Origin of the sequence: Pseudomonas ogarae, assembly GCF_014268695.2 — a bacterium.
Lineage (GTDB): Bacteria > Pseudomonadota > Gammaproteobacteria > Pseudomonadales > Pseudomonadaceae > Aquipseudomonas > Aquipseudomonas kilonensis.
Genome location: NZ_CP077086.1, coordinates 2868231 through 2881164 on the forward strand (window position 1 = coordinate 2868231; position 12934 = coordinate 2881164).

The 12934-nt window shown below is 65.5% G+C and carries 4 protein-coding genes; 3 read left to right on the forward strand and 1 reads right to left on the reverse strand.

Annotation, left to right across the window (positions count from 1 at the left end):
- Positions 1–23 precede the first annotated feature (23 nt).
- Positions 24–6461, reverse strand: a complete 6438-nt coding sequence (locus HU749_RS12690) for a non-ribosomal peptide synthetase (protein ID WP_186652153.1) — start codon at positions 6459–6461, stop codon at positions 24–26.
- 305 nt (positions 6462–6766) lie between these two features.
- On the opposite strand from HU749_RS12690, the gene HU749_RS12695 reads away from it, so the two are divergent.
- Genes HU749_RS12695 through HU749_RS12705 form a run of 3 tightly spaced genes read left to right on the forward strand, consistent with a single transcriptional unit; the run spans position 6767 to position 12924 of the window.
- Positions 6767–7651 (forward strand): ABC transporter ATP-binding protein, encoded by an 885-nt coding sequence (locus HU749_RS12695; protein WP_186652151.1) that lies wholly within the window; start codon positions 6767–6769, stop codon positions 7649–7651.
- A complete protein-coding gene (locus tag HU749_RS12700) occupies positions 7648–10743 on the forward strand; it encodes a hypothetical protein (protein WP_186652149.1) in 3096 nt (1031 codons plus the stop codon). Before HU749_RS12695 ends, HU749_RS12700 begins: the two co-directional genes overlap by 4 nt.
- A gap of 33 nt (positions 10744–10776) precedes the next feature.
- Positions 10777–12924 carry a TonB-dependent receptor gene (locus HU749_RS12705; RefSeq protein WP_186652147.1) on the forward strand — a complete coding sequence of 716 codons (2148 nt, stop codon included), beginning with the start codon at positions 10777–10779 and terminating at the stop codon, positions 12922–12924.
- Positions 12925–12934 lie beyond the last annotated feature (10 nt).

Genomic DNA, 12934 nt, shown 5'->3' on the forward strand with positions numbered 1-12934 from the left:
AGAAAAGAGAGGTTGTACGGGCATCAGATGACGCCCTCTTCAACGGTGTCCGAGGTGGGCTGGCGCTCAAGGATCTGCGCCACCTCCGTCAAGGTGGCGGCGCCGAACAACTGGCCCATGGGAAGTTCAAGGCCCAAGCGGGTACGCAGCATTTCGAGAAAGCGCGTGGCCAGGAGGCTGTCGCCACCGAGGCGGAAAAAGTTGTCGTAGCGCGACACGCTCGGCACGTTGAGCAATTGCTGCCAGAGTTCGGCGATCACTTGTTCTTCCGGGCGCAGCGGTTGCTCGTCCACCGCCGGGCGCGACTGAGCGGCGTCGGCCAAGGAGGCCTGCAGCGCCCGTCGATCGATCTTGCCGTTGCTGCTCAGGGGCAGGCGTTCCAGCACCAGGATCTGCTCCGGGCGCATGTACCCCGGCAGGCACTGCTCCAAGTGTCGCGCCAAGACCTGCGCGTCGGTGCTGGCGGTCACGGCAGCCATCAGCCGGTTGTCCATGACCAGCGCCACGGCCCTGTTGACGCAGGGGTGACGGGCGAGGGCGGCCTCGATTTCGCCCAGCTCGATGCGATGGCCGCCAATCTTCACTTGGCTGTCGGCGCGCCCGAGAAACTCCAGCAGGCCATCGGGGTGGTAGCGGCCCAGGTCGCCGGTGCGGTACCAGCCATCGACAAAGCGCTCGGCATTCAACTGTGGCGCGTGGCGATAGCCGCGGGCGACACCGGCCCCACCAATCCACAACTCGCCGGTAACCCAATCCGGGCAGTCCCGGCCCAGGGCATCGACCACCCGATAGGCCTGGTTGGCCAGCGGCACGCCGTAGGGGATCGAACGCCAACCCGGCAGCGCTTGCCGCACGGGGTAATGGTTCGACCAGATGGCCGCTTCGGTGGCGCCGCCCAGGGCGATAAAACGGCAGTCAGAGGCCTGTTGCCGCAGGCGCTGCGGCAGGTCGAGGCCAATCCAGTCGCCCGACAGCAACGCCACTTTCAAGCCCAGTGGCTGGCGGTCGTGGGCGTTGGCTTCGAGCAGCATGTCCAGCAGGGCTGGCACGCTGTTCCACAGCGTCACGCGATGGCGTTGCAAGGCCTTGAACCAGGCCCGGGCATCGCGGCGCTGGTCCTCTTCGATCAAGACCAGCGCACCACCCACTGACAGCAGGCCGAACAGGTCGTACACCGACAGGTCGAAGTCCAGTGCGGAAAGGGCCAGCGTGCGGTCGCTGGCGTCGATGTCATAGCAGCGGTTGATCTCGGCCACGGTATTCATCGCCGCGCGATGGGTGATTTCCACGCCCTTGGGCTGGCCGGTGGAGCCGGAGGTGTAGATCACGTAGGCCAGCTCTGCGGCCGACACGGCGAACGGCGCGGGCAGCGGTTCAGCGTCCAGCGCGCGGAGCGGATCGAGGTGTTTGACGCTCGGCAGCTGCGGGTCGTGCCCGGCAAGCATCACGGTCACGCCGGCCTGTTGCAGGATGCGTTGGCAACGCTGCAATGGTTGGTCGACACCGACCGGCAGGTACGCGGCACCCGCTGCCAGAATGCCCAGCACGCTGGCGATCTGTTGTGGGCCCTTGGCCAGGGACACGGCTACCAGATCGCCAGGTGCAACACCCGCGTCCACCAGGCTGCGGGCAATGCGCAGCGCCCGCTCGGCGAGTTCGCCATAGCTCAGCGTGCCGTGCTCACCCCACAGCAGCGCCGGGCGTTGTGGCGCTTGGCGTGCCTGTTCGAAGAAGCCCTGGTGCAAGGTCGGGTCACCCGGCACGCTCGGTCCCGGGGCATTGAGCCGGGCGCGCAATTGCGCCTGGGCCTGCGGCAGCAGGTCGGGCGGCGAGCTGTCCCAGGCGTGCTCGGCCAGCCAGTTCAAGCTGTACAGGTAGGCGTCGAACATCGCTTCGACCAGGCCTTCGGGAAACAGGCCGACCACCCGGTCCCAGTTCAAGGCAATGCCGCCGTTGGCTTCCACGACCTGATGGTCGAGCCAGACCTGTGGGGTCTGGGTCAGGCCAAAGACTTGCCGGGCAAACGGTCCATCCACCGGCGCGGCCGTGCCATCCGGGACCCCGAGCGCACTGGTGAACACCACGGGCATGCTCGCCTGCTGCTCGCCATTGCCCCGGGCCAACTGCCGCAGCAGGCTGACCGAGCCGAGGCAACGGTGTTCCAGCGCCTCACCCAGGGTTCGCTGGGTACGCCGGGCGCGATCGACCCAACGTTCGCCAGGCACCGGTACATAGCCAAGCAGCGTCAGGGAGGTGAAATCGCCCATGACCTGATCGATCTGGGGGTGCAGCGCCCGACGATCGAACAGCGTGAGGTTGAGGCTGAGGTCGGGGCGCGCACTCCAGCGGCCGAGGGTTTCGGCAAACGCGCAGAGCAGTACGGCCGATGCGGTGAGGCCATGCTGTTGCGCCTTGGCCAGGATCGCCCCCCAGGCTTGGGCATCGATCTGCCCTTGCAGGCGCTCGAAGCGCGGTCGCCCCAGGCTGGCGGGGTCAACCGCTAGCGGCAATTGCGGAGGCGGCGGCAACTCGGGCAGGCGCTCCTGCCAGAAGTGTTGCGCGGCTTGCCGTTCGGCGGCCTCCACGGCGGATTGCAATTGATAGTCGCGGAACGACAGCTCCAATGGCGCCAGGGTCAAGCCGGGGTCACGGTACACGGCGTCGAGTTCTGTGTAGAAGCGCAGGATGCTCAGTGCATCGAGGATCAGGTTGTCCAGGCTGATGGCCAGCCGCGTGTGCCGGCCATGGGTCACGGCCTGCACATCGAACAGCGGCCACTGGCCCGGATCGAACACGCGATGGGCACAGTGTTCGCGCAAGTCGTCGAGGCTGGCGTAGTCCTGGCCGATTGCAAAGGACGGCAGCTGTTGCGGGGGCAGGATGCGGGCCTGGCCGCGTTGATCGAACACGGCACGGAGCATTTCGTGGCGCTCGATCAGGCGATCCAGCGCGTTCTGCAGGCGCGCAAGGTCTAGGTCCTCGACGTCGTATTCGCGATAGAAGTGGCAGCTCACGCCGCCCAGTACCAGGCTCGGGTCGCGACCCAACCAATAGGCTTGCTGCACCTCGGTCATGGGGAAGGGCGCATGGCGTTGTGGCAGGTCGGGCTCAATTGTGTACCGCGGTTCGGCCTCGGCCTGTCGATGCAAATCGGCACTAAAGTGCGCCAGTACCGGTTTGGTAAAGACCTGGGCGATCCGCGCGCCCCCCAGCCCCTGTTCTGCAAGCAGGCGTACCAGGCGGGTGGCGCTCAGGGAATCACCGCCCAGGGCAAAGAAGTTGTGTTCACGGCAGACTTCACCACGGCCCAGCAACTGCTGCCAGGCACGCGCCACCTGTACTTCGATGTCACCGCAGGGAGGGGACAGATTGGCCTGCACGGGGGCGCTGTTGGCCGTCAGCCAGTCGGTCAGTACCTTGCGATCCACCTTGCCGTTGCCGGTCAAGGGCAACTGCGCGCAGCCCAGGATTGTGCTGGGAACCATGTAGGCCGGCAGGCGTTCGGCGAGATGCTGGGCCAGGCCAGGCGAGTCTAACCGTGTGGGCGTCGCGGGGCCGTCCGTCGGGCGCACCACCGCTGCCAATTGCTGGCCGGCCAGCAGTGCCACCGCCTGCTTGATGCCGGGCCAGGCCAGCAGTGCGGTTTCGACTTCCCCTGCTTCGATGCGGTAGCCGTGCAGTTTGAGTTGGAAATCGGTGCGCCCGAGGAATTCGACGTTGCCGTCAGGGTGATAGCGCGCACTGTCGCCGGTGCGGTACCAGCGCAGGCCTTGATAGTCGACAAAGCGCTCAGCGCTGCGCACCCGGTCGCCGCGATAACCCTCGGCAACACCGGCACCGCCGATCCACAGTTCACCGGCCACCCAGTCCGGGCAGTCGTGACCGCGCGGGTCGACAATGCGCAAGCGGACGTTATCCAGCGGCGTGCCATAGGGCAGGCAGTGCCAGGGCAGCGGTTGGCCGGGCAGCACTTCGAACAGCGTCGAGTGAATCGCGGTTTCGGTGGCACCGCCCAAGGCCATGAAGCGGCAGCCGGGGGCTTGGGCCCATAGCCTTGGCGCAAGATCCGGGGCCACTTTGTCACCGCCGAGCAACACCGCACGCAGTGGCAGGCTGGCGTCGGCGGGGGCGCAGCCGAGCAGCATGTCGAGCAACGCCGGTACGCAGTTGAGCACGCTGGCGCGATGCAGCAGGGCCAGCTCACGCCAGCGTCCGGCATCGCGCTGGGCCTCGGGCGCGATACCGATCACCGCCGCCCCCGTCGACAGCGCGGCAAACAGATCGAACACCGACAGGTCGAATTCCAGCGCCGAGAGCGCGAGGATTCGGTCATCGCTGTTCAGTTGCAAGCGCCGTTGCAGGTCTTCCAGGGTGTTGGCGGCAGCCATATGGCTGATTTCCACGCCCTTGGGCTCACCCGTGGAGCCGGAGGTATAGAGGATATAGGCCAGGTCGCTGTTCGCGCCGGGCCGGGGGGCGTCCAGCGCGGTGCTGGCGGCGGGCAGTTGCGTGAGCAACAAGCGGGCACCCGACGAATCGCAGATTCTCTGGCAACGGGTCGCAGGTTGATCGACGCTGATGGGCAGGTACGTGGCGCTGCACGCCAGGATGCCCAGCACCGCGATCACCTGCTCGGGCCCCTTGGGCAGTTGCAACGCCACCACGTCGCCGCGCCGGATGCCTTGGTCTTCCAGGTAAGCCGCCACTTGTAGGGCGCGTTCGGCGAGCTCGCCGTAGTGGATGACGGAGTGATTGCCGTGTAACAACGCGGGCAGGGCGGGAGTCAGGCGCGCCTGGGTAAAAAAGGCCTCGTGCAGGCGCTTGACCGGCAGGGGCGCCACCTGGCCTTGGACGGTATTGCGTACCGCAAGTTGGCTTGCAGGGATCAGCGCCGGAGGCGGCAAGTCCCACGCTGCGGATTCAAAACACAGGCGCTGCAACAGGCCGGTATAGGCTTGGAACAAGCCATCCAGTACACCGTCGGCGAACAACCCTTCACGGGCGTCGAGATTGACCAGGATGCCGTCATCCAGCTCGGTGACCTGGGCGTCGAGCCACACTTGCGGGCCTTGGGAAATGATCCAGGCCGGTTGACCGAAACACGCCTGCACACCCTCGGCGAACAATTCCCCCAGCCCCAGGGCGCTGGTGTACACCACCGGCGCCAGCACTTGCTCACCCCGTTGCCGGGACAGTTCGCGCAACACCTCCAGGCCGGAAAACGCACTGTGCGCCGCATCGCCGTGGAAGCGCCGTTGCAGGGTCGCGGCGCGAGCGGCAAAAGTGCCGGTGACGTGACCGTCCCAAGCCAGCAGGATCGATGAAGTGAAATCGCCGACCAGGCGGTCGACATCGGCGTGCAGTGGCGTGCGATTGAACAGCGGCAGGTTGAGCAGCAGCTCGGGCGTCTCGCACCAGGCGCCAAGGGCTTCACAGAACACCGCCGCCAGGGCCATCGCCGGCGTCAGGCCGTGCTCCCGGGCATGGCGCTCGAAGGCCTGGCGCTGGGACGGCGGCAGCCAATGATGACGGCGCCGCACCTGGCGATCGTCGCCCTGGGGCTTGATGGGCAAGCGCGGGGCGCCGGGTAATTGGTCCAGGCGCTGCAGCCAATAGTCACGGGCTCTTTGATGAAGCACACGTTGCTCGGGGCTGGCGTGTTCATGGCGCAGGTCCGCCAGGTAGCGGGCAAAGCTGTAGTCCTGCGCGGCCAGAGGCTGTTGGCGATACAGTTGCACCAGATCACCGAGCAGGGTACGCAGGCTCAGGGCATCAGCGGCGAGCATGTCGAGGTTCAGGTGCAGGCGCGTTCCGTCGGGCAGCAGCGACAACTGGATATCCAGCACCTGACCTTGTTCGACGGCCAACTGGCGGTGGGACAACTGGGCGCGCAACGCCTCCAGTTGTTGCTGCTGTTGCTCGGCGTTGGCCTGGCGCAAGTCATGCACCTTCAACCCCGGCCAAGGGCTGCGGGCGAGGATCCGCTGGCGGCCGTCGTCGAGAAACTGCGCGCGCAACATCGGGTGGCGCGCCAGTAGCGCTCGCACGGCGGCTTCCAAGCGGATCGGGTCGACATCGCGGCCATCGAATTCGTTGTAGAAGTGCGCAGCTACACCGCCCAACTGCTGGCCGGGGGCGCGTCCGATCCAATAGGCGTGTTGCATCGGCGCCAGTTCGAAAGGCTCCCCGTCGTCCACTTGCGCGGTAGCTGTGGTCGGGGCACGGGTCTCCACATCGAGCATGGCCAGCCAGACTGACAGGCGCGGGTCGGCGATCAGGTCGGCAAAACGCGCGGCCAGGCCATGGCGGCGCCATTGGCCGGCGAGGCGAATCAGGGTGACGGAGTCCAGCCCCCATTCGATCAGGTTCGCCTCCAGGGGAATCTGGTCGGCGGGCAGGTCGAGGGCCTGGGACAGGGATTGGCGCAGCAGTGTTGCGGTTGAGGTGCTGGGAGTGGCCATGGCTCAACGTCTTCTCATTGCTAGGGCCCGGACCGGGGTTGGCCCAGGCGCTGGGGGGCAGGCAGTTGCATGAAAGAAGATGCTAGTCATTCTCATTTTGCCAACTACCCGGATCGAATCGTTTTTGCCCCGCATCCGCGTATCGCTCACCGGTTGCAGTGCCGTGGTGGCTATGCACAACGCCGATCGCTCGCAGGATGCGGTTGGAAAATGACTTGAATCGGGTAGCGCCCGCACCATGGCCTTGACTACCGTCGCTCGCCGCCCTCTTTGCAGGGCCTGTGTCCCTCTGATTGGAGTTGTGGATGTCTGTCGATTCGGGTTTACAAGTGCGCGGCCTGCGCAAGCGCTACAACAACGGCGTCGAAGCGCTGCGCGGCGTGGACCTGAGTGTCGGCCCCGGGATGTACGGCTTGCTGGGGCCTAACGGCGCGGGCAAAAGCAGCCTGATGCGGACCCTGGCGACCCTGCAGCAACCCGATGCCGGCAGCATTCACCTTGACGGGGTGGATGTGTTGGCCGATTCCGATCATTTGCGCCGTCGCCTGGGTTATCTGCCGCAGCAGCTGGGCGCGTACCCGGGCGTGAGTGCGCGGGACTTGCTCGATCGTTTTGCATGGCTCAAGGGGCGTACCGACAATCGCCAGCGCCGCGAGGAAATCGAGGGCCTGCTGGACAAGGTCAACCTCCAGCAGGCCGCCCATCGGGCGCTCGCCACTTATTCGGGCGGCATGCTGCGTCGGTTCGGCATCGCCATGGCGCTGGTGGGCTCGCCACGCTTGTTGATCGTTGATGAGCCCACAGCGGGCCTCGACCCGGCTGAGCGCAACCGTTTCCATCGAGTGCTCGCCGATGTCGCCGCTGAGTCCATCGTGTTGCTTTCGACCCATATCGTCGAAGACGTCGAGAACCTCTGCAGCCGACTGGCAGTGCTGGCCGCTGGGCAGATCATTGTCGAAGGTAGCCCGGCGCAGTTGCTGGGTGCCGAGCAGGGCCGATTGTGGGAAGCGTCCTTCGACCGTGGCGAGTCGCTGCCCGACGCCTTGCATGTGGCCGCCAGCCCGCTGGGCAGCCGCGTGATCGTGCACGGCGAGCGTCCTGCCGATCCACGTTTCCTGCCCCATGCACCGCGCCTGGAAGATATCTATTACCTGGCATTGGCTCAGGCAGGTGAGGCGATCGACGCATGAATACCTTTGCTCTGCTGATGCGCGAAGCCTGGGTGGAAGTGCGCGCCGGGCTGCGCAGCGGCATTCCGTTACTAGTCTTTCTCGGCCTGACCGGCTACCTGCTAATGGCCCTGGCCAACGCCGACTATGTGCAGAAAATGGGCGCCAGCGATATCGCCCGCAATGCCCCGAGCCTGATTTACCTGATGTCGTGCGGCTGTATGTTCTTCCTGTTTTTTGCCTGGGCCTGGGTGTTTGCCCAGCCGGCCCTGAGGGACCGCAAGGCGCAGTTGGAAGAAGTGTTGCTGGCATTGCCGCTGTCGCTGCCGGCGCTGTTGTGGGGACGTTTCATCGGTGCGGCATTGGTGGGTGGTTTGCTCGCCAGTTCATTGATCGTCGGTTTTCTCGTCAGCCCGGTGCTGGGCTGGCTCGACTGGGTGTCCGCGGCGAGCATCGGCGCGCCCATGTGGTCGGCACTGGGGTTTGCCTGGGTTGCCTTGCTGTTACCGGTGAGCACCGGAATTGGGGCGTTGTATTACCTGTTGGCCTTGCGCAGTCGAGGCCTGGCTGCGCCGTTTGCCTTGGCGACGGTGTTGATGCTGCTTTGGATGTTCGCGGTGGTGGTGCTCAAGGGCGGCCATATCAACCCGCTGCTGGCCGCCAGTCTTGATCCGTCGCTGTTTACCTTTGCCCAGGCCCAGGTGGAAACCTGGAGCGCCGCGCAGAAGTCCCAATCGCTATTGGCATTGACCCCGGGGTTCTGGCTTAACCGGGCGTTGTGGTGTGGGTTGCCTTTGTTGCTGTTGGCCGTCGTCCTGGCCCGCACCAGCCGCCAGGGTTTGATGGGCCGACGCAGTGGCGCCGTATTGGCCGAGCCACCGATGCTGCTGGCGAGCCACGTGCACCTGCCCGGCCCATTATCCGCCAGCTTGTGGTCGCGGGCCTTGTGGTGTGAGGTTCGCTGGCAGGTGCGGCAGTTGTTTGCCCGGCGCATTGGCTGGGTGGCCCTCGGGTTGCTGCTGGCCATGGGCATACTCAGTGGGTTTGTCCACATCGTGTGGCATGCGCGCGGGCCGATGGTGCCGCGCCCGGACCTGATCTTGCCGCTGTTATCGAGCGCATCGTTCCTGGTGATCGCTTTTATTGTCGCGGCGCTGGTGGGGCTGGTGTGCCGGCGCGATGACGTCGAAGGCCTGGGGGCGATGTTGCAGGCAACCCCGGCACCGGCATGGCTGCGCTTGTTGGGGCAGGTGGCTTGCGTGCTGACGGCGACACTGGCCTTGGCGCTGGTACCGGGTGTTGCCAGCCTGGTGATCAGCGCGATTGCCGCGCCCGACAACCTGGCACCGAGCTTTGTGCTGATCTATCAGGCGCTGGTGTTTGCGCCGCCGTTGCTGGAGTTGGCGATGCTCACGGTGCTGGTGCATGCGTTGGTCCGTCGCTCCGGCCTGGCGTACGCGACGTCAATGTTGCTGACGTTTTTCCTGGTGCTCAACCATGAGTTAGGGCTGGTCAGTTATCCCGCCTATGCCATGGCGATACCGGCCCACGTGGCGTTGTCGCAACTCACGGGCTGGGCGCCCTGGTTGCCCTATCTCGCCACGTTGGCGAGCTGGAAACTGGCCGGCTGCCTGGTACTGTTTGCGGTGGCGGCGCTGGCCTTGCCCCGTGGTCCGGAGCGGCGGCGTCTCATTGATGTACGCCGCAGCCTGTTGGGTTTGCCGGGTGCGCTGCTGGCGTTGGGAGCCTTGGGTTTGCTGGGCAGCGGTGTGCTGTTGCATCGGCATCTGGTGGAGCAGGGCGATTACCTGTCGGTAGCCGAAGAACGGGCCGAGCGCGCCGAATGGGAACAGCGATGGTTGGCCGGGGCGGGTGCCTGGCAGGTGGCCGAGGGCCGCTTGCACTTGCGCATCGACAGCGTTGCACGACGTGTTGAAGGTGAGTGGATGCTGGGGGCCGTGACCGCCGCCAATGAGCGCCTGGACGCAGAACTGCCGCCAGGTTTGCAGGTTACGGCGGTAAGCGTCATGGGGCGGCCGGTGGTTTTCGAACAGGCGGCCGGGCACCTGCGTGTGCCCTTGGATGGGTGCGCGGCGAGCGGCTGCAGCGTGCAACTGAATTGGACGCTGGATGCCGCCGGCTGGCCTTCCGAAGGTGATGCAATCTGGCTGGGACCGCGAGGGGGGTGGCTGCAAGCGCGCCGCCTGATGCCGCGCCTGGGCCTGGACAGCGAGCGCTTGCTGCGCGCGCCGGTACAACGTGCCGAAGCCGGTTTGCCGCCTGCAGTACCGAGCGTGCCGGCAGGCTCGGCAGTCGCCGTGGACGCCGTGGCTCCGGCGGCGGCGTGGCAGTGGCTGATCGAGGTTGATGGTCAGGCTTTCAACGGCCACAGCGTAGGGCCACTGGACTTCGCCTATCACATGGCGGCGACGCAAGACCTCGACGGCGTGCAAGTGCTCGCCGACGCCGGCCGCCAGCAAACCGCCCGCGAGGTACGTGAAGACCTCGACGTCATGTCCGCCTGTGTGGCCCGGCGCCTGGGCAGCCGCCCGGCCGTCGAGTCCCTGAGCCAGTGGCCGCCCGGCATGGGGGGCAGCCAGTTGAGCCAGCGCCATCTGTTGCTTAGCCAGGCGCCGGATTGGGACGTGGCGCAGGCGGGCGTCGGGCGCTGGGCGCGCCGCGCGCATATCGCCGAACTGCTCGCACGCCGAATGCTGATCGACGCCAGCGACCTGCGCCAGGCCCCAGGCTACCTGTGGCTGAGCCAGGGCGTGGCGGGCGCGATCGGCTTGTTGTGTGTCGGTGACGTCGACGGTGCTGAGGCCCGCTCGGTCTTGGTGAAGTTGATGGCCGATGACTTGACCCGCGCCTTGGGCAACGACGGCGAGCCCATCGGCACCTTGGCCAATGCCCGGGAGCAGGGTTGGGTCGCGACGTATGCACCGCTGGCCAGCCTGGATTGGGTGGCCGGGCAAAGCGTCGGACAACTGACGGCGATGACCGCAAATATCCGCAACGGCCAGGGATGGCCCGCCGCGATCCAGGACCTGCTGGGCGCGCCCTCCGATCAGGCGATCACCGCAGCACTCAAGCGCTGGGGGCCTGCGCAATGAATTCGAACCATCCCTTTTGCCTGGAGCTTTTTCATGTCATCACAGCTGTCTATCCAACCGCTGCGCCGTCCCCTCGGCTGGCGGGAGAATGTCTTGACCCAAACCCTGGCGCTGGCCTTGTCCAGCCAGATGTGCACGGCCTATGCCGCTGATTATCAACCTGCCGCCAGCGCGCAGGTGATCGAGCTGGCGCCGCTGATGGTCAGCGCCCGGTTGAACGAGGAAAGCGCCAAGGATATTCCCTTCGGGCTCTCTGTGATCGACGGACAGACCCTCGAAACCCGGCGTTTGCGCACGCTTGAAGACGCATTGCGCACCACGCCGGGTGTGGATGTGAACTCCTGGGGCGGCGCTAACGACGCCAATGTGCGCATCCGTGGGGTCGGTTCGCTGAACCAGATGAGCATGGACGACGGCTCGGTGGTGCTGAATGTGGACGGGGTGCCGATGTCGGTGCGCAACGCGGCGATGGCCACCCTCGATGTGGAGCGGATAGAGGTGCTCAAGGGCCCCCAGGGCACGTTGTTGGGACGTAACAGCGAGGCGGGCGCGATCAACGTCACCACGCGCAAGCCAACGCGCGACGTGGAAGGCTATGTGCGCGGCGAAGTTGGCCAGCAAGGCCAGTTCATGACCGAAGGCGCCGTGGGCGGGCCATTGACCGAAACCCTGGCAGGGCGCGTTGCCGTGCGCCGCAGCGGCTTCGATAACTGGGTCGACGACCAGCAGGACGGCGACCCGTTGACCAAACCTCGCGACCTGGCCCTGCGCGGCAGCCTGCTGTGGGACAACGAGCAAGGCACGACCGGCCTGCTGACTGCCGAGCGCCAGCGCGCCGAGCATTATGCCGGCCTGGAGTTGCTGCGCCCGTTTGGCAATCGTCCCAGCCTGGACTACACGCCCGGTACGTTCGATGGCAACCAGAAGACCAACGAGCGCTATTCTTTCGAACTCAATCATGACCTGGCGCAGGCACGGATCACCTCGATCAGCGCCTACACCAGCACGGACCTCAATGCGGTAAAAGGCTATGACCGCAACATCACCGAGGCACTCTATGGCTCTCCGTTCGAATACTTGATCGAGGATTCTGCCAAGGAGCGGGTGTGGAGCCAGGACCTGCGCCTGGGCTCGCTGACGGATGCCGATGTGTTCTGGGTGACCGGGGTAAACCTGTCACGCTCCGAGCGCAGCTTCGATTCCAACAACTTCACCAACGGCGCACAACAGGTGCGCGATTTCAGCACCAACAGTTATGCCGCCTATGGCGAGGTGACCTACCCGATTGCCGAAGACTGGAAACTCACCACCGGCCTGCGCCACACCTGGGACCGCAAGACCTATGGTGCCGACTATTCCAGCGGCGGCAATACCGTGGGCGATAGCCGTCGGTTGCAGGATAACTACAGCACCGGACGCGTGGCGCTGAGCTATACGCTGACGCCGCAGACGAACCTGTATGCGGTGTTGTCGCGAGGCTATAAATCAGCGGGCTTCAACGATTACGCCACCTCGGTCAGGGACAGTGAACCCTACAAGGCCGCCAAGGTGAACGCCGCCGAAGTCGGTTTCAAGCATGAAAGCGCCGAGGGGGCCTTGAGCCTGGAGGGGGCGTTGTTCCTGACCCGCGTACAGGACGACCACCTGCTGGGGTATGACTTCAATACCCTGGCGGTCAGCGCCGTGAATGCCGATACCCGCAGCAAGGGCGCCGAGCTGTCGAGCACTTGGCATGTCACCGATGAGCTGACCTTGGGCAGCGCCATCAGCTACACCAACGCGGTGGTGACCTCCGATGCACCGGGCGTTTCTGGCGGTGATGTTACTGCGGGAAATCGTGTGCCGGATGTGCCGCTGTGGAGCGGCAACTTCAGCGTCGTCTGGCAGAAAGACCTGGGCGCGTTCCTGGGCTTGCCGGCGCCGCGCCTGAATACGCTGCTCAACTATCGCGTGCAGAAAAATCGCCCGGCCGACCCGCAGAATCACTACGACCTCAAGGGCTACGCCAAGCTGGACCTGCACCTGGGCCTGGAAAGTGGTGGTTCGGAAGTCTACCTGTGGGGTGACAATCTGCTTGATGCGCGATATGACTTGTATGGTTCGTATTCCACCGATCAGGTGCTGACCGGCATGCCGGGCCGGGGGCGCTCGGCCGGCGTCGGGTACAGCTATTCGTTTTGAGCGCCCTTTG